Origin of the sequence: Candidatus Profftia tarda, from assembly GCF_904848675.1 — a bacterium.
In the GTDB taxonomy this organism is placed as follows: domain Bacteria; phylum Pseudomonadota; class Gammaproteobacteria; order Enterobacterales; family Enterobacteriaceae; genus Profftia; species Profftia tarda.
Genome location: NZ_LR890047.1, coordinates 959,118 through 978,707, shown reverse-complemented (window position 1 = coordinate 978,707; position 19,590 = coordinate 959,118). Strand labels below are relative to the sequence as shown.

13 protein-coding genes are annotated in these 19,590 nt (G+C 30.2%); 1 reads left to right on the top strand and 12 read right to left on the bottom strand.

All coding sequences use genetic code 11. From position 1 onward, the window contains the following. Positions 1–1,533: 1,533 nt before the first annotated feature. The 7 genes from fmt to aroQ all read right to left on the bottom strand — a co-directional run bounded on the left by fmt (position 1,534) and on the right by aroQ (position 9,905). On the bottom strand, positions 1,534–2,487 hold the full coding sequence (gene fmt, locus KTT71_RS02770; RefSeq protein WP_216782335.1) for a methionyl-tRNA formyltransferase: 954 nt from the start codon (positions 2,485–2,487) through the stop codon (positions 1,534–1,536). A gap of 2 nt (positions 2,488–2,489) precedes the next feature. Then, positions 2,490–3,023: a peptide deformylase gene (gene def, locus KTT71_RS02765; protein WP_216782762.1), complete on the bottom strand. Its 534-nt coding sequence runs from the start codon at positions 3,021–3,023 to the stop codon at positions 2,490–2,492. 756 nt (positions 3,024–3,779) lie between these two features. After that, positions 3,780–4,871, bottom strand: coding sequence for a redox-regulated ATPase YchF (ychF, locus tag KTT71_RS02760; RefSeq protein ID WP_216782334.1), 1,092 nt, complete (start codon positions 4,869–4,871; stop codon positions 3,780–3,782). A gap of 70 nt (positions 4,872–4,941) precedes the next feature. Then, on the bottom strand, positions 4,942–5,562 hold the full coding sequence (gene pth / locus KTT71_RS02755) for an aminoacyl-tRNA hydrolase (protein ID WP_216782333.1): 621 nt from the start codon (positions 5,560–5,562) through the stop codon (positions 4,942–4,944). A gap of 1,823 nt (positions 5,563–7,385) precedes the next feature. Further along, positions 7,386–8,729, bottom strand: a complete 1,344-nt coding sequence (gene accC / locus KTT71_RS02750; protein ID WP_216782332.1) for an acetyl-CoA carboxylase biotin carboxylase subunit — start codon at positions 8,727–8,729, stop codon at positions 7,386–7,388. An 11-nt stretch (positions 8,730–8,740) separates the two neighbouring features. Continuing rightward, complete coding sequence (gene accB, locus KTT71_RS02745) at positions 8,741–9,157, bottom strand: acetyl-CoA carboxylase biotin carboxyl carrier protein (RefSeq protein ID WP_216782331.1); 417 nt, start codon at positions 9,155–9,157, stop codon at positions 8,741–8,743. A gap of 274 nt (positions 9,158–9,431) precedes the next feature. Further along, on the bottom strand, positions 9,432–9,905 hold the full coding sequence (gene aroQ / locus KTT71_RS02740; RefSeq protein ID WP_216782330.1) for a type II 3-dehydroquinate dehydratase: 474 nt from the start codon (positions 9,903–9,905) through the stop codon (positions 9,432–9,434). Positions 9,906–10,792: 887 nt separating this feature from the next. On the opposite strand from aroQ, the gene hha reads away from it, so the two are divergent. Next, on the top strand, positions 10,793–10,996 hold the full coding sequence (gene hha / locus KTT71_RS02735) for a hemolysin expression modulator Hha (RefSeq protein ID WP_216782329.1): 204 nt from the start codon (positions 10,793–10,795) through the stop codon (positions 10,994–10,996). Between the two features lie 795 nt (positions 10,997–11,791). On the opposite strand, the gene minE is transcribed toward hha, so the two are convergent. From minE to rplY, 5 genes are all read right to left on the bottom strand, one after another. Continuing rightward, entirely contained in the window at positions 11,792–12,061 is a 270-nt protein-coding gene (gene minE, locus KTT71_RS02730; RefSeq protein ID WP_216782328.1) for a cell division topological specificity factor MinE, read from the bottom strand. After that, positions 12,048–12,875: a septum site-determining protein MinD gene (minD, locus tag KTT71_RS02725; protein ID WP_216782327.1), complete on the bottom strand. Its 828-nt coding sequence runs from the start codon at positions 12,873–12,875 to the stop codon at positions 12,048–12,050. The genes minE and minD overlap by 14 nt, the downstream gene beginning before the upstream one ends. Before the next feature lie 26 nt (positions 12,876–12,901). Next, a complete protein-coding gene (gene minC / locus KTT71_RS02720; RefSeq protein ID WP_216782326.1) occupies positions 12,902–13,591 on the bottom strand; it encodes a septum site-determining protein MinC in 690 nt (229 codons plus the stop codon). Between the two features lie 2,017 nt (positions 13,592–15,608). Further along, complete coding sequence (gene trmB, locus KTT71_RS02715; protein ID WP_216782325.1) at positions 15,609–16,322, bottom strand: tRNA (guanosine(46)-N7)-methyltransferase TrmB; 714 nt, start codon at positions 16,320–16,322, stop codon at positions 15,609–15,611. Positions 16,323–17,604: 1,282 nt separating this feature from the next. After that, positions 17,605–17,901, bottom strand: a complete 297-nt coding sequence (gene rplY / locus KTT71_RS02710) for a 50S ribosomal protein L25 (protein ID WP_216782324.1) — start codon at positions 17,899–17,901, stop codon at positions 17,605–17,607. Positions 17,902–19,590: the final 1,689 nt, after the last annotated feature.

The following is a 19,590-nucleotide window of genomic DNA, read 5'->3' as shown; positions in this document are numbered from 1 at the left end:
TTTTAATTTATATTTATCGTTTTTCTAGAGTTATTAACACACTTAATATGCATGCAATAAATCTATAATAGTATATTTTGAAAAATAAAGTCCAAACACTCCAGCTCTCCTATTTGGTATATGGTATTTACACAATAAGCATATTATTAGATATTTCTTGGATATCATATTAAGCTATTAGATTCGATAATATTGATATATTGTATATCAGACTTGCCGATTTATTCTTATCTTTGCAAGATAAGAATAAATACAGGTTATTAAATTTATGATATTTTTAGTTATTTAATAAAATATTTATCAGGAGAGCTGATGTATTATTACAAATTTTATTTTATTTAGATGTATTCCAGAATTAATAAGATTTTATTAGAAAACTTAATCCATAAATACCTTATGGTAAAAAAGTCTGAGAGTTTTAATAATGTATTCAGTTTTATCATATGATGATGTTTGCTCTATGCTTACTTGTACTCTTAAGAAATATATATTCTAATTCTCTAGTCTACTTTCACTGCATATCTAGTATTTTTAGAAAATGTATCTATATAATATGCGCTTAGATTTTTATATTTTTCCTGATATAGTTTGAGTAAATAATATAAATAATTAAAATAGGTGTATTTTGTATGAATCTTTTTAGTTTGATCTTTAGATCGTACCTGCTGTCTCTTTAAAGAGAAACTGCAAATATTTTTATTATTCTATGATTGTTATATCCAAGAAAATGATCATTTTATATCTTATATTTATATATTTGCAAGATATCTATTAGATGATATCTATATTATAAATCGCAGGTCTCTTGTAGAACTCTTCTATTTAAATTATTGACAGTGATTTTCGCGGTTTTACTATACCTGTATATAAAATTTTGTAGCTACTTGTAGCATCTAAATTATCTGACGAGAATGTTGCTATATAATAAATAGCGAGATATCATGTTTATTCATCTATATAACTATAACTACAGAGATTTATAGAATAAATAGTATAGTTTTGAGTAAAACGATAAAATCGTGATAGATGAATATAACAATCATGCAAGAGGACTCTTAGAAAGAAAAATAATTATATTATCTTTGTTATACATATTTAGATATGACTGTATTTCCATCATGATAAAAATAAATACTTGATAGACCAAGCTAGGTATGTCTTATATTTTTTAGATATTTTTGTAAATATATTATTGCTCTAATATTTTGATAGTTAGCTGTATATCTGAAGTTATAACTATTTGCTATTACATATTGGATATTATGGGATCCTAACATACTTTCAGCCAAGATATACGGTAAGAGTACAGAGATATACAATGTCTAAATATAGCAAGATGCGCTATGTTGTATGGTTATTGAGTGATATGCTTTAGTAATTCATCTGAGTTTTCAGTTAAGATGCATTGCGAATAGATTTATGACAAGAATATTTTTAAGATTAGATACATTCACTAAATACTAATCTAGTATATAATTCTTTGTTGATATTTCATAAACTCAATATTTTATCTCTTACCTTGAGAATTATTTCTTAAACAGAATTTAATATATTTCCTGGAATAAACCAGTCTCTCCTAGAATTCAGAAAATCCTGCACGGACATACTTCTTTTTCCTGAAGGCTGTAGATTAGTCATTAGTAAAACGCCTTCAGATGTAGCAACGGCAATGCCATTTTTATCTGCTCTTATGTTAGTCCCAGGAGTATAACTATGTTTGTCGGAGATGACCTCTGCTTTCCACACTCTAATTGCTTGGCCATGAATAATAAAAAAGCTTACAGGCCATGGATTAAAAGCACGAATGCAACGTTCAAGATATTTAGCCGGCAGAGTCCAATCTAAAAGAGCTTCTTTTCTAGTTAGCTTTTTTGCGTAAGTAGTAAGTAGTTCATTCTGTTTTTTAGGGGTTGCAGTGCCGTCGGCTAATTTTGCAAGTATGCTGAGTAACTCAGGAGGACCTATATTTGCTAGTTTATCATATATTGATCTACTAGTATCTTCTTTCGTGATCACACAAGAAACCTGATGTAGTATATCTCCGGTATCTAAACCAGCGTTCATTTGTATGATAGTCACGCCAGTCTTACTATCTCCAGCCCATAAAGCGCGCTGTATAGGTGCTGCACCTCTCCAGCGGGGAAGTAATGAACCATGCACATTTATGCATCCTAATCTTGGTGCATTTAGTATATTTTTAGGCAAGATTATGCCATAAGCTACTACGACCATTACATCACAGTGAAGATCATAAATCAATTTATGACTATCTATTAGATTTAAAGATACCGGTTGAAACACAGGTATATCATATTTTGCTGCTAAAATCTTTACAGGACTTGCTTTTATCTGATTGCCACGCCCTGCTGGTTTATCTGACTGTGTAAATACACTCACTATTTTATGTCTTGAGGCTAAAAGAGCACTTAGATGATGGGCTGCGAAATCGGGGGTTCCCGCAAAAATAATGCGCAAAAAATTAGACAATATTATTTTCCTACCAATTGTAAAAAATTATTTTTATCCTCTGTTTTATAAAGTTTCTGCAGCTTTTTGGTTATACGCTGTCGTTTAAGAGGCGAGATATAATCAATGAATAGCCTTCCAAGTAAATGGTCTATTTCGTGTTGTATACAAATAGCCAGAAGATTATTTGCTTCTAATTCAAAAGGAGCTCCATAACGATCTAAAGCTTGAACTTGTATATGTGCAGACCGTGGAACTAGCGCACGATATATCGGAATTGAAAGGCAACCTTCTTCTATGGCTGCTTCCCCGCTTCTTGATATTAATTCAGGATTGATTAGCACTAAAGGTTTTTCTTTTTTTCCAGAAATATCAATGACAATAATACGATAATGAAAGTTTATTTGGGTAGCAGCTAAACCGATACCTTCTTTTACGTACATAGTATAGATCATCTGATCAATGATATACTGGATTTTAGGTGTAACTTCTTTTACCAGCTTTGCTACAGTGCGAAGCCGTGCATCAGGAAAATGTAGTAACTGCAAAACCATTATAAATTATTCTATTGTTTCTAAAATAAATATTTTACTACTTACTGGTTATAGATAAAGTAGTTTTTATCAAAGATGATTTATCTTATGAAGATTCAGCAGTATTGAAACAAAATATATCTTTATCTATTCACATGTAGTGATAAAAATACATTATGTATATTGTCCTGCATTAGAGATCAATATAATACATTTAATTAATTATTGATATACTTTTAGTAATTAAATAGATTAAATTTTGAAGAAATACGTCTTGGTCATGACTTACTAAAAGCATGGAATTTTATTCTTTGCTATTTTTAAAACATAGTATTAGATGTTTATATTTTAATAAATAATTACTAATTTCTTATAAAGACAAAACTTCTTAGATTGAAGATAGTTTAGAGCAAGCAGACTCAAGTTATATTATAACTATAATAGTACTATGAATAAAATATTAGTTGGTATAATGGTACATTAGCAGATATGGTTAGATGCTATATCTATTAATGTATTTTATTATAATAAAATACTAGTGTTTTCTAGAATGCAGTGATTGCAACAATAAATATTGTTACAATACTATTATGCTCTTTATAGATTATTAGTTTATTATGATTTATGGTTGAATCTGATAATCTTATAATAAGAAGATATAGATATGGTCTTTATTTTAGACAGATCTTGGTGTATTTAGTTTAGTTATAGTCAAACTATTTCATAAAATAGTTTGACTATCGATATATTTCGGATGTAATTAAAAACATTTAAATTAAATTATACCTTAAACAAAAAATTAATGACATCACCATCTTGAACAATATAGTTCTTTCCTTCTGAACGCATCTTACCATTTTCTTTCGCACCTTGCTCACCTTTGTAGGTTATAAAGTCATTAAAAGAAATGGTCTGAGCACGGATAAATCCTCTTTCGAAGTCAGTATGTATCTTACCGGCCGCTTGTGATGCTGTAGCGCCAACAGGGATAGTCCATGCACGTAATTCTTTCATACCTGCGGTAAAGTAAGTCTGTAAATTCAGTAGATCGTAACCAGCACAAATCACTTTCTTGACACCATCTTCTTTTAGTCCAAGCTGAGTCATCAACTCATTGCGTTCATTATCATCATATTTAGCCATATCAGATTCTGTAGTAGCACATACAGGAATTACCACAGCGTTTTCTTTAGCAGCTATTTCATAGACATGGTTTAAATATTGGTTATTTTGCAATCCATTTTCGTTGATATTAGCAATATACATTATGGGTTTTAAAGTAAGAAAATTTATATAGCTAATACTTTGTTCTTCTGCTTCTGTTAAATCTAGTACACGCAGCATACCAGATTTCTCTAGTTGTGCTAAACATTTTCCTAGTATATTTAATAAGGTTCTTGCATCTTTATTACCTCCTTTCGCTTTTTTCTGTGCACGTTGGATTGCACGTTCACATATTTCTAGATCAGCTAGCGCTAGCTCGATATTTATGATATCGATATCTTCTAAAGGATTAATTTTATTATTAATGTGAATGATAGCTTCGTTTTTAAAACAGCGCACTACATGGCAAATAGCTTCGGTATTCCGGATGTTGCTTAAGAATTTGTTACCTAAACCTGCTCCTTTAGAGGCACCTTTTACTAAACCTGCTATATCAACAAATTCTATGATAGTTGGTATAATATGTTTCGGCTTTACTATCGCAGCTAGTTCATCTAGGCGTGTGTCAGGTATGGGAATAATTCCAGTGTTTTGATCGATAGTACAAAACGGAAAGTTCGCTGTTTGAACACATGATTTAGTAAGTGCATTAAACAAGGTGGATTTACCAACATTTGGTAATCCCACAATACCGCATTTATAGCCCATATCTTATAACCTTATTTGTTTAATAATCAATAAAATATCTATTTATTGGATATTAAAAGTATATTTTTAGTTATCTATCTACAAAAGACTTCTGAATTAATCGGTGCGATATAGATTTAAATCCGTTCATGCGGGTCATCGCTTGATCTATGCCTTCTTTTGCTAGTATTGTAGTACAGTTAATTGCTTCATCGATAGCGTTTTCAATGAGCTTCAGCTCACTATTTAATGGTTTATCTAGTACAAAGCCGATAACCTTACTTTTATCTCCTGGATGACCAATACCAATTCGCAAACGATAAAACTCTGAGTTATTACCTAGTTTATTCTGAATATCTTTTAGCCCATTATGACCTCCATGACCTCCGCCTATTTTGAATTTGATTACTCTTGGAGGGAGGTTTAGCTCATCGTGAGCTATTAGAATTTCGTCAGGCTGAATATGATAAAAAGTCGCTAATGCAGCAACTGCTTTGCCACTTAAGTTCATAAAAGTGGTCGGTATTAGTAACCGAAGGTCCTGACCAAATAACCTGATGAGAGCAGTATAACCATAAAATTTTTTTTCTTCTTTCAGGGAAGTTCCATTACGCTTCGCGAGCATGTCGACAAACCATGCACCTGCATTATGGCGAGTGTGAGCATAAATTGCACCGGGGTTTGCAAGTCCAACAATAAGTTTAATAGTCAAATTTGGTTCCACCTATCATAGATAGAGCTTTAAATTTGCATTTAATTTATATGTAATATTGATGCAAAAATAAGTTTGAAGGCTCATGTACTTGAAATATTTCAACATGATAAGTATTAATTAGTATATACACTAATAATAAAAACTTATGATTATTTATCTGAGTTGTGTTGTTATATGTTTGATTGTTTTATGCCAAAATGTTAATTATAACTGGTTTTAAGTATAAATGTTCTCCTGTCAGCATCGTTATTATAAATACTATCGCGTAAACAAAAATAGTATTTATTAAAATTAGCTCCTGAATCTTATGATATTATTTTTATCTTAGTTTTGATCGTTGCAAGTATTTTGTATTTACATCAAACATACTACATCTTTATCCATAAGATGTTAAAAATAATAAATTTTACGTCATTTAATTATAATTAAGAATATGTTGCTGTATTAATATTTATTTTTTAGTGTTGCTTATCGGTATTACCTTAAGAATTTATTTTATTGTCATATAAAATAAAATTCATTTATTCTAGGAATGGATCAGAAGAAAGATCTTTAACGATTTGTTTTGTAGCTTATCCGTATTATATTAGATAATACAATGCAGTAGATAAGGCCTGAGAATGTTAATGTCTTGACTAATCATGCTGGACTTATACTTTATAGACTCAGGTCAGGATTTTAAAGGATCTTATCTAGAATATCTCTCTATCAAAAAAATAAATGTGAAGCAATATATTTCTTCATTTTACCTCGAACGTCTTATTTTTCCTAAAATTATTGCTCAATAAAGCATTGATTAGATGCGAAGTGATATATTCTGATAAATATATTCCCTTACGTTGTAAGAAAATTTTTTATAAGTGCCTGCCGGAAGAAGGCATAAAGACAATATAATATATTTAAAATACCACTAAAATTTATATATCGTATTTTTTATTATTTTACTTTATCTCTCAGCAGCACTTTTACATAACGAATATTATCAATATTTATTTAGATAAATTTATATAATCATCTTATCACTATACTCTTAGCGGTCTCTTCTATGTATATGTTAATGAACTTACTGAATGTATATAATAAACAAATCTGTGAATATAAATACTGTATTGTAGTATCATATATCCTGAAAAGATCTGATAATATTAGTGTAAGATTGACCAAATTTTTATCAATATTGCTCTGGATAAAATCCTGTTAAGTTATAACTATATTTTTTATACAATTTATTTTATGAAAATTACTCATAATCTTGACTTTTAAAACAAATGCATATTAATTAGTTTTAGATAAAATGCGTATAAGAAGGAGTCAAATTACATAACTAGATACTCTTAGTACAGACTCATGAAATATTAATTTACATGTTCAGAACAATTATCATAGTCTATGGGTTGTTTCTACAAACATGTTGTCTATTAAAGATATCCGAATAATCCTCTTAAAAGGATAAAGTAAGTTATTTTAGATTTTAAATATATATGTATTTTCCAGGTAGTACGCAATACATCTCATACTAGAAATGATCATTTTGATCTGTAACCTGAAAAAGTTATAAGCAGATTAGTCAAAAATAAAATACTGCATGAGACAATAATACAGTAAATTGTTTTATTATAGAAATTATGCAGAACATATTTTTGGATGCATCTGCATATCTATGATTCTCTATTCATAAACAGAATCAATGGCTATAGAATATTCTACAATAGAAATATCAACTGGTATGTGCATAATAAAGATTATAAAGTTTGAGGATTTATGTGATATATTACTAATAACGATATTTGAGCTTAAAAGAGAGAGGCAATACTAATCAATTATTTAAGCAATTCTAGTTTTTTTTCTAGATAATGAATATTCGTGCCGCCATTTTGAAAATTCTCGTCATTCATGATTTTTTGTTGTAGATTAATGTTAGTTTTTATTCCATCTATAATTAATTCTGCTAAGGCATTTTTCATGCGAGCGATAGCAACGTCTCGTGTTTCTCCGTAACAAATAAGTTTGCCAATCATTGAATCATAGTATGGAGGTATGGTATAGCCTGCATAAATATGAGATTCCCATCGAACACCAAATCCACCAGGAGCATGAAAGCGCGTTATTTTACCCGGGCTTGGTAGCCAAGTATCAGGATCTTCAGCATTGATGCGACATTCTACTGCATGCCCGTGCACCTGAACTTCATGCTGCTTTACAGATAAAGGATAGCCGGCTGCTATGCGTAGCTGTTCTTTTATTAGGTCAACTCCAGTAATCATTTCAGTAACTGGGTGTTCAACTTGAATACGGGTATTCATTTCTATGAAATAAAACTCTTCGTTTTCAAATAGAAATTCAAAAGTACCTGCGCTGCGGTAGTTAATATCTATACAGGCTGCAGAGCAACGTTCTCCGATGTAAGAGCTGAGTGATCTATGAATGCCCGGAGGAGCTTCTTCAATAATTTTTTGGTGGCGACGTTGCATAGAGCAGTCACGCTCACCTAAAGAAATTGCATTACCTTGCTCATCCGCTATTACCTGTATTTCTATATGTCTTGGGTTTTCTAAATACTTTTCTAGATAAATGGTTGCATTTCCAAAAGATGCCTTAGCTTCTGATTTAATGATATTAATAGACTTTTCGAGTTCTTGAGGTTTTCGAACAACACGGATTCCACGTCCACCACCACCTGAAGAAGCTTTGATAATTATTGGGTATCCTATAAGTTCAGCAATGGCTTTATTCTTTAAAATATCGTCGCTTAATGGACCGTCAGAGCCTGGCAGGCAAGGTATACCGGATTTTTTCATAGTGTTAATAGCAGAAATCTTATCACCCATTAAGCGTATAGTTTCAGAGCGTGGACCAATAAAGATAAAACCAGAACGCTCGACTTGTTCAGCAAAATCAGCATTTTCGGACAGGAATCCATAACCCGGATGAATAGCTACTGCACCAGTAATTTCTGCTGCAGAAATTATTTCAGGTATATTCAAATAGCTTTTCACTGATGGTGCAGGACCAATACAAATAGTTTCATCTGCCAGTAGAACGTGCTTTAGATCGCGATCAGCCGTGGAGTGTACTGCAACAGTTTTAATACCCAGTTCTTTACATGCTCGTAAAATGCGGAGCGCTATTTCTCCTCGGTTTGCGATAATAATTTTATCTAGCATAAATCGCTTCCTTATTCTATCAGGACGAGGGGCTCATCAAATTCAACAGGTTGACCGTTTTCCACTAAAATTGCTGCTACCACACCAGATTTGTCCGCTTCAATATGGTTCATCATTTTCATTGCCTCTACTATACATAGTATATCTCCTAAATGCACTTTTTGCCCAACTTCAACGAATGATTTTGAATTTGGATGTGGGCTGCTATAGAAAATTCCTACCATAGGAGAACGTACAATATGGTGTCTAATTTCCGCTGGTAATATTTCAGTAGAATTTTTCTTACAGTAAGATTGTGTTACTGGTAAGGCGATAGGTGCAGTAGTACGGCTAATCCGTACTGATTCTTCACCTTCAGCAATTTCTAGCTCAGAAATGCTAGAATCCTCAACTAGTCTGATCAGTTTTTTTATTTTACGAATATCCATGTGTAATTCCGTAATTTTATTATGTCTTAGAATAGCTTATGCAAGTGGCTTTAATTATAAGCAGAACCATCTGTATAAGACTTATTGATATCTTTAGATAATATTTTGGATATTTATAAAAATTATTATCGAGTATATAACATTAAATCACCTAAGTACTAGTCAAAGAGTAATGTACCGTTATACCCTATTATATAACTGCATATCTTTCGGGTTATCTTGAAAAGAATAAGTGCTTAGGGAATTGGCTGATATTTTTTGATCAAGAATATTTTTAATACAGGCTATTGTAATGTTTTAAATTAATTTTTAAGTAATTCACTGCCGCTTGCAGTGCTAACGTGTATCCATTAATACCTAAACCGCAGATTATGCCAATAGCAATATCAGAAAAATATGAATGATGACGGAAAGATTCTCTAGCATGTATGTTCGATAGATGAATTTCTATAAAGGGGATATTTACTGCCAGTATTGCATCTCGCATCGCTATGCTAGTATGAGTAAATGCCGCCGGGTTAATAAGAATAAAATCGCTTTTATTATTTGCGGCATGAATACGATCGATGAGTTCAAATTCGATATTAGACTGCACATGAGTCAAAGAAACATTTAGTATCTTAGCAGTATCTTCTAGAGAATTAATAACTTCCTTTAACGTAGTGCTACCGTATTTATCTGGTTCACGCGTGCCCAATAAATTAAGGTTAGGTCCGTTTAAAAGCAGAATATTGAACTTATCTACCATAATTTTGGTGTCTCCTGATAATTAGACGATAATTAGATAAAATAATTCATATTACAGATTTTATCACTTGATATAAATTTATAACAACTATTAGCTTATAAGATCCAAGAAAATTATAATAATGTTAGGCAACATTGCTAGTATATATTGACATAATCAGTACAAGATTTAGGAAGTAACTGTGTAATTGCTAAATTAGTTAGGTCAATTTAGAAAAAATATTAATAATTCTACAACTATACTTGTATTATATGGTAAATAAACTTTAATAAAGTAACACAGAAATATGGGTTTTAATAAGTTCTTCTATTCAGTAATACAATTATGTTTATTGATTAGCTACCTGCTCTCATTTTCAGGTATCACGTAGATTTTAATAGCTCCTAAGGATATCTCTATTTTTAGATCATTAACATCAAAATTACATGAACTTTTTTTAAGTACCTAAGCGGCTTTTATAGACTGTATTACTTGTGATTATCAATAAAATATATACAACCTATGTCATTGATTATAAATTGGCGCAATATTTGCGTTTTATTAAAGGGTCTTGTGGCCAAAAATATATGAATTTAAGTATATCACTCTGTCTTATAGCTATGTTGATTAATAGAATTGTAACATTTAGATATCAAATATTGATATAGTCACCTGACTTTATGGCACCATTAGACTGATTTATCAAAATTAATTCGTATAGCACTAACCCTAATAAAAATTCCCGTTATTTGGGATTGCATCGATAGCGTATTATCACATAATGCAGAAAATAGTCTTTCTATAGTTTAATTTTATTGACTAAAAGTAGTAGAAGTATGTATTTCTATGATTGAGCAGATGAGATGCTCTTATCTGTATTTCATTTTACTTTGGTATTAAAACTTATTATGACTAAAAAATATTACCTTATGCGTTTGCGCAAGTGTACTACACTATACACTCTTGAGCGCCTAATAGAAAAAAATAAGTATGAGCTTTCAAACGATGAACTAGAAACTTTCTACTCGGCATCTGATCATCGTTTAGCAGAGATAACGATGAACAAGCTTTATGACAAGATCCCTGCCGAGGTCTGGAAGTATATTAAATAATAATTTCAACATAGGTTTAGTAGAACAGATTTTATTTCAGCTTGCTGAGTATATGGGTCAGCATAGTATGCCGCCAGTGCAGAAGTGAATTGCTTATAAAAGTAATAATATTACTAACTAATTATATTATATATAGTTAGTCTTATTCAAACTGAAGTAAATGACTTCATACATTTAGTTATAAGCCATTCGAGCATCTGTTCCTACACTAATGTTCGGTTAATTTTAATACGGCAATATATTTTATATCATCTAAAAGATGAACTTTTTGTTCATATTTAAGATAATATAATCAAAGATATTTGTTTAAGTATCTTATACATTTAATGCGTGTATATTTATTCATGTATGTGGATACTATCCTGCTTCTTGTATTCCTGAATCATCAAGCAAGATATTAAGTATGCTCATTAATAGCGGAGTAATATAAATGATACATGTGATGATTGATATCACAGTACCTGTTCTAAACGGTGTTTTCTCAAGATATAGTTATCTTATTAATATAAGATGAAGCATGAAGTTTGCTCTATTTACTGTGTTTAGGCATAAAAGAGATAATCTTATATCTTGCATTTTAATATATCATAATTACTAAATGCTATATAAAATATATTTTTATGGAAAATAGATATTTAAAAAGCATACTTTATTGTAATTATTGTAGAGAATAGTAATCAATTATTCATCTCAGTTATAAGGTTTTTAACTCACGAGATTTATATCTTTTTTATTAAAAGTTCTTTACAATACATATGAGGTATATTTTATCTTCTAAAATTTAGACTGATATAGTCATTTATCATCTTCTCCTATTTCAGGTAGAGTGATATTTAGCTCTAATACTGAAATATCATCGCCCTTTTGTTCAAATTGTACTTTTAACATATCTGGGTTAATTTGAATATATTTACAAATCACAGATAAAATATCTCTTTTCAAGTGAGGGAGATATTGTGGTTCGCAGTAATGACGTCGATGCTCCGCAACTATAATTTGCAGTCTCTCTTTGGCTATATTAGCTGTTGGTTTATTTCTCGATAAGAAAAAATCAAGTAATGCCATGTTTTATCCCCAAAAGGCGTTTTAAGAAGCCTTTTTTCTCTTCTTTAATAAATCGGAATGCACGTTCTTCACCTAGCAAACGATCAACCATATCTTGATAAGATTGGCTAGCATCTGACTTTTGATCTAGTATAACAGATTTTCCTTGGTTTGATGCGCGCAGTACTGATATGCTTTCAGGAATAACACCAACTAATGGAATACGTAAAATATCAAGTACATCTTCGATGCTCAGCATATCGCCGTTGAGAACGCGTCCTGGATTATATCTTGTCAGTAATAAATGTTCTTTTATTGGTTCTGCACCTTGCTCTGCGCGTCGAGATTTAGAAGCTAAAATCCCAAGAATTCTATCGGAATCACGTACAGAAGAAACTTCAGGGTTTGTAGTGATAATCGCCTCATCGGCAAAATATAGTGCCATAAGAGCACCTGTTTCAATACCTGCAGGAGAGTCACAGACAATGAAATCAAAATCCATATCAACTAAATCTTTTAGAGTTCTTTCTACGCCATTATGAGTTAATGCTTCTTTGTCACGAGTTTGTGATGCAGGAAGTATATAAAGGTTTTCTGTGCGTTTATCTTTGATTAACGCTTGGTAAAGATTTGCATCACCCTGAATAACATTCACGAAATCATATACTACACGGCGCTCGCAGCCCATAATAAGGTCTAGATTACGCAATCCTATATCAAAATCGATAACAACTGTTTTTTTCCCTTTTTGTGCTAATCCGGTGGCTATAGCTGCGCTAGATGTGGTTTTACCAACGCCTCCTTTGCCGGATGTAACAACAATAATGCGTGCCATTTTATCTGGATTCCTTGTTGGAAGGGCTATAGTAAAAGAGATTGTATAGTTAAAGCGTTATCACTAAAATTGAGTCTAGCGGGGTGTCCATAAAATTTTTTAGGGATCTGATTACTCAGCCAATAATGACCAGCTATACATACTAGTTCAGCGGCAAGGTGTGTACAAAAAATCTGACTGGATGTATCTCCGCTAGCACCGGCAAGAACGCGTCCGCGCATCATACCGTAAATATGAATATTTCCATCGGCTATTACTTCAGCACCAGCACTTACGCTACTGATAATAATCAAATCACAGTCTCGTGCATATATTTGTTGCCCAGACCTTATAGGTGTACTGATAATACGTGTTTTGACTGATGCACATTGCTCTGGCAAATTCACAGGAGCCATTGTTTTTTTAATAATTTGTCCTTCACTCAGCAAGGGTAGACCTGCATCCTTTATCGCGTCTTTAAGACCTTTATGAGTACAACCACTCACGCCTATGACATGAAGCCCTGCTTCACTGATAGCATGTTGTAATTTTTGCCAATTTGCATCTTGAGGAACGTGTGTAATGTTAATTACAACAGGTGCATTTTTTAAAAAAGCGGGGGGTTGCGTAATTTTTTTAATTAATGCCTCACGTATTATCTCGGGTTGTGCATTGTATAAATAGACTACCGCAATAGTAAAACTACTACCTTTTAATTCTATTGGCGATTGTGTCATCTATATTGACTCGATTTTAGTAATTTTAAATTTCAATAATTCCTAATAAGGGTTTCATAATATTTGATATATTAAGTATGTTAGATTCAGCCTTATATGTAGATAAGCAGTCTTCTAAATTAATTAAAACAAAAATATTTTTTATTATTCTCAGTATTTATGTTATCTAACAGATATCTTTATGTAATAAGAAAACATACAATTGCTAGATGCTTAAATTTTCTACAACTTTCTATGAGATAAAATATTTATTTTAATAAATTTCAAGAGGGAATAGAAATGTGCCTTGCTCGATTTTAGAGCATTAATTATGACTGAAAAGTATAGCTATGATTAATAGTTGGTTTCACAAGAATTTTATTAAGATAAGTCGCGTAACTCTCTTTGTGAAAGATAAATTTAGCTATTCTTTAATACTATTACTTCTATTTCCTCAAAAGTCATATTAATATATTAAAATTTTTTACATGAATCATTACTGCTTACAACCTCGCTTTTAATATATTAATCATTGATTATATTAAGTAGATCATGCAGCCCTTATTAAGGACAAGAAGAAACATATCTTCTTAATGGCAAGTTATTCATATTAATTTATATAGCTATGATCATTATAGTTCACGGTTAATATTGTCTTTGATTGTACATCGGCAGCTATATATAAGAATTTAAACTACTTTATCATCAATCATATATATCTGTAGTAATAACTTTTATCGGCATGATTCATTAGTCTTTAATCTTTTAAGATAGTTGATATAAGTATAAAATATATATCAAGGAAAAGATTATATGTACTCATGTTATCATCTCCTATGAGATGTTTTACTAAGAATCATAAGATATCCTGTAATACTATAAGAAATAATTATAGGCTATCTCTTGCATGTTATATCAGGTAGTATTGTTCGCCTCATTACATTCTTTTGCTAATTTTTCATAATGAAGGAAATTCTGAAAATGCACTATATATGCTGTATCTAATAATGATATGTTTATTTTAAAATAAAGGTATATCATCTTTAATGATCATGAATATGATACCTACTGTATCGTTTGATTTAGCTATAATACAGTATAGCTTTTTATCTTTTGCTAATACGATTTAGAACGAAATAATTTACAGATACATAGAGATAACATCAATATGTTTGAACCCTCAAAACTATAATAATTCTAGAGGTTATTATATACTCTGAAAGTAATCAATATATTGCTACTCTCATGTGAATCATAAGAAAGATAATTTTATTCAGGTTTACTAGTCATAATTGATGATTGCAATGATTAGTTTATTTTTATCTAATTTCATACTGGTACTTGAAAAGTATTATAGTAGCATCAGGTCAAATATATTAACAATTACATTGCCCATTGTAATATATCAAAAAATAATTTAAAGGTAAATACTATTTTATTTAATATATATTTTATGTAATCTGGATGTACTGTTGTAGCATGTTTGAGGTGATAAAATAGATTTTATAAAATTGTGTTCCTATTTGCATATAAAATAGAATTAGTCTATTCGAATCTCAATTTTCATTGACTAACTCAGTATATTTCTGAAGATTTCATGCCTGAGATAGAATAATTTGAATGCACTGTTACAAACCGGATGTTATATTGCATATCTCCCTAATCTTGTAAATGCGATAATCTTATTCGAGTATAAATAATGGTTTTGTTATAGATTGTTAAATATTCGGTAGTTAAGATTGTGTTGGTTGATATTAATTATTTATATCACGAATATGATATAGCATATCTATGCTAGATATCTCTTAGCTAGAAAAATATCTAGTACCTAGAGGATATTGATTCAAAAAATTATTTTTGTTATAAATAAGGATGATATGATTTTGTTATAATTATTTTCTAATAATTTATTCACCATACTAATCTACTACAAAGGATTTAACATTAAAAATATATATTATTTTTATAAAATATTATATTTGGTCACTAAATAAGTGCATTAAAAATTTTTATGATATATAAGTGTATTATTTAGCTATTAGATACGCTTAAATAACAAATCCCAGTTAGCATGTCCTAAATTTTGCCCAAGTAGTTCAAACTTTGTTACCGGACGTGAATCAGGTCGAGGAATGTATGTATTGTATAAAGACATATTTTTGTAACCTGGTATATTATTTATCACTTCTAAGATGTGTTCAGCGTATTTATCCCAGTCAGTTGCTATATGGAAAAATCCTCCCAATTTTAACTTGCTCTTTATTTGCCGAGCAAAGATCGTCTGTACAATTCGACGCTTATGATGCCTAGTTTTCGGCCATGGATCTGGAAAGAACAATTGAACCATGTCCAAGGATTGCCTTGAGATCATTTTATCTAAAACTTCAATTGCATCGTGATGCATTACACGCAGATTAGTGATGTTCGCTTGATGAGCAGCCGCTAAACATGCAGCAATTCCTCGATAGTAAACTTCAATTCCAAGAAAATTTTTTTCTGGATGCTGTTCTGCCATAGTGACAAGAGACAATCCCGTACCAAAACCTATTTCCAGTACAGTAGGTGCTTCACGTCCAAATAATGAAATTAGATCTAGTGCATGATGTTGAAAATTCACACCAATCATTGGCCAGTAATTATATATAGCAAATTGTTGTTTCTTGGTAAGACGCCGTTGACGGCAAACAAAACTCCGGATACGGTCAGTAGTATGATTTCGATTATCTAATGTAGATGTTATTATCTCATGCATGATAGACCGTTAATCTTCTTTGAAATGATTCGTTAGACTAAAGTTATTACATATCATTCGGCGTAAGCCTATTTTTTAATAAAAAATAATCAATTTCGCATACACTAGTCATTTGCATAAATAATGATACGCTATTATAGATTATAATAGTCTATTAAAGCAGATTAAATAATTTATGTTTATTATTCGTTTACAACGATATATCAATACGATAATTACTAGTATATTTTAGATATAAATTTTATTATTTCCTGGTGCTTATTAAATCCATTAGGATCGGGAAATATATCTTGAGTAGTATAATATTTTTAATAAAAGAAATTTGTCATGATATTTATTTAATGCATTTTTACCCTAAATATTTAAATACTCTTTCAGATCAGTTAGCTATTCAGTAGGATTTAATGGGAAAATATTCCCTGATATTATCAATTATAATAAGGGGGACGAAGAATGAGCATATTTCTTTTACATGCCTAAGTATTTTCCAGAAATTTATTTGTTATTAAGTGTTGTTCTAATCCATCACTATTTTCTTAATAGTATTAATCTGCCGAGTTTTTAGAGGAACTATGCTTCTTATATTATTATCTTGGGAAATACATCTTATAACACTATGAGTATGATATTTCTGTTTAATTAAACTAGCTAAGGACAAGTTATATAAAATAGATTGAAATATTTGGGTCACTGATACCGCTAAGTAATCAATAAGTGCATGCGTTATTTTATGTCTTATGATGTCTTTATACTAGACGTATTTTACAGGATGATTGCATTTATCCTCCAGAATTTTGGTACCCCATCTTTTATTATTTTTTTATAACATCATTGTAAAATATGCATTTTAATATATAAATAGGTGATAACTTATATGTAATATTTGATACTAATGCTTACCTTCCTCTTGAATAAAAGGTAAGTATTATTTTATCGACATACAAGTTTAGAGTAACCTATTAATATACCCTAGGGATCTGTCCTAAAACTAAAACATATGCTTTATGTAGAATATAGGGATCGGCAAGCTATAGATGTGTTCTACTGGATAAAATGAGCATCTTATCTCTACCTTTATGACTAAATATATAAATAAATACTATCAGTAATAACTATGAATTTCATATTTTAAGTATCACACAACAAGGATGTCTTATTCATTATTTCTTTTGCTATAGATCTTATCCTATCAATTATATATGGCAATGCTCATCATAATATTTACTAAATTATAATTAATTAACGCAAAGTTTTTGAGTAGTTAGATTATAAACACAGTTCATTACTGCGGCAATGCACACCTGAAAAAGTCAATATGAGTTAATCTACGCTTAAAGACATGACGCTGAACAGCTTGTATTTTAACTCTGTGTTCCTTACCATCAATTATTAAAGAAATTACTTTTTTGTAAAAATCTTCTTTCTCTTGCATGTTCCAAATAATATCATGTTCTATTGATACGGATATTGCCTCTTCCTTGCCACCATAAATAACCGCAGGTAACCTACCAATAGTACGCAAGCGGCGGCTAGAGCTTTTACCTTGTTCTTTGCGTGTAGTTGCTTCAATAGTATACATATTTTATATCTCTTAATATGACTTAGATGTATGATAGACTAATCTGAAAAATAAAAGGATAATGCTGATCTTAAATAATTAAAATAAAAATGCTAACTAAATACCCAATATACGACAAATGCATCCGACAAATAAGGTTAATACTATCTTATAATTTTTAGCAGTATCTTACATTAATCTTCTTTATAAACTTATATGCTTCTTTTTATAGAGAAAAACTTCTATAAAAATGGAATACAAAAGGAATATTACGCGTTTTTGGTGAAATACTATTAGAAGATTTCTTAAAATCATTCTAATCAAGCTATTTTTAGATACATATCATTAATATAGCAATTCTACGGCTATGAGTAAGGATTATTGTATTTAAAGGAAGAGACCTTAATTTACATTGCATGACCTCTTATGATAACAGGATATTATAAGACATGATACTACAGTGAGTTATTTAAGCATATTTTATGAATCTAATTGCAATATAATAAGATTAAATAAATTTGATAGTATCATCTCTGTAAGAATAGCTTTTAGGAAGCGTGTGTATAGTATTCAATAAATATAATGATAATAAATTTAAAGTCTTTGACCTTATTTAAGGTTGTTGCATGCATTAAAGTTTAGTAAATATTATGATGAGCATTGCCATATATAATTGATAGGATAAGATCTATAGTAAAAGAAATAATGAATAAGACATCCTTGTTGTGTGATACTTAAAATATGAAATTCATAGTTATTACTGATAGTATTTATTTATATATTTAGTCATAAAGGTAGAGATAAGATGCTCATTTTATCCAGTAGAACACATCTATAGCTTGCCGATCCCTATATTCTACATAAAGCATATGTTTTAGTTTTAGGACAGATCCCTAGGGTATATTAATAGGTTACTCTAAACTTGTATGTCGATGAAATAATACTTATCTTTTATTCAAGAGGAAGGTAAGCATTAGTATCAAATATTACATATAAGTCATAATTTAGTTCTTTAGAGCATACTTATTATTTAAAATTATTATATCCTGATTTATTTTAAAATAATAAATATTGGTAAATTCTTGCATCCTTTGAGTTGCGTTATGTGTCAAATTATAACTAAAACAATCAGTTTTTATTTGTCTATTAAATATGATAACAGAATAAATATTTCTTTTTTAACTAATTCACGTTATTGTATAATGATACTATCTACTAAAATCTTAACAAGATATTTACAAATGAACTATTAGAAAGCATAATATTTAGTGCTCATGCTGCTCATATTAGAACCATGAAAGTTTACGCTCTAAATTCAATTTTATTCTATTTTATCTCTATTATTGCGGGTTTTCTTTGTCACGTTGAGTAATGCAATTCTTATACAAGATTGACAAGATCTAATTCTGTTAACTTATATGATCACGTCTAAAAACTGATTTTATTAATAATTAAACCTTTTATCTCTTGAATAAGCATCATTATTTAGGAAAATATTTACTTTCTTTTTTAAAAGTTAACATTATTAGAATTACATTCTATCAATAGCTGCATTAGTTTTAAAGAGAGTTATTTGATCGGGAAGTTGTTTAATCAATAAATATAACAAGGCATCTTTTATAAAGATGCTCCAGATACTTGTAAGAAAAACAAATTGTTTTATCCATAGTATCCGCTAGATATATTTTTCCTTTGTGTTTAAGGGCAGCT

Bases quoted from the DNA above. Each gene is read 5' to 3' on its own strand.
- ychF (WP_216782334.1), bottom strand. From the start codon at position 4,871: ATGGGCTATAAATGCGGTATTGTGGGATTACCAAATGTTGGTAAATCC.
- accC (WP_216782332.1), bottom strand. From the start codon at position 8,729: ATGCTAGATAAAATTATTATCGCAAACCGAGGAGAAATAGCGCTCCGC.
- accB (WP_216782331.1), bottom strand. From the start codon at position 9,157: ATGGATATTCGTAAAATAAAAAAACTGATCAGACTAGTTGAGGATTCT.
- aroQ (WP_216782330.1), bottom strand. From the start codon at position 9,905: ATGGTAGATAAGTTCAATATTCTGCTTTTAAACGGACCTAACCTTAAT.
- hha (WP_216782329.1), top strand. From the start codon at position 10,793: ATGACTAAAAAATATTACCTTATGCGTTTGCGCAAGTGTACTACACTA.
- minE (WP_216782328.1), bottom strand. From the start codon at position 12,061: ATGGCATTACTTGATTTTTTCTTATCGAGAAATAAACCAACAGCTAAT.
- minD (WP_216782327.1), bottom strand. From the start codon at position 12,875: ATGGCACGCATTATTGTTGTTACATCCGGCAAAGGAGGCGTTGGTAAA.
- minC (WP_216782326.1), bottom strand. From the start codon at position 13,591: ATGACACAATCGCCAATAGAATTAAAAGGTAGTAGTTTTACTATTGCG.
- trmB (WP_216782325.1), bottom strand. From the start codon at position 16,322: ATGCATGAGATAATAACATCTACATTAGATAATCGAAATCATACTACT.
- rplY (WP_216782324.1), bottom strand. From the start codon at position 17,901: ATGTATACTATTGAAGCAACTACACGCAAAGAACAAGGTAAAAGCTCT.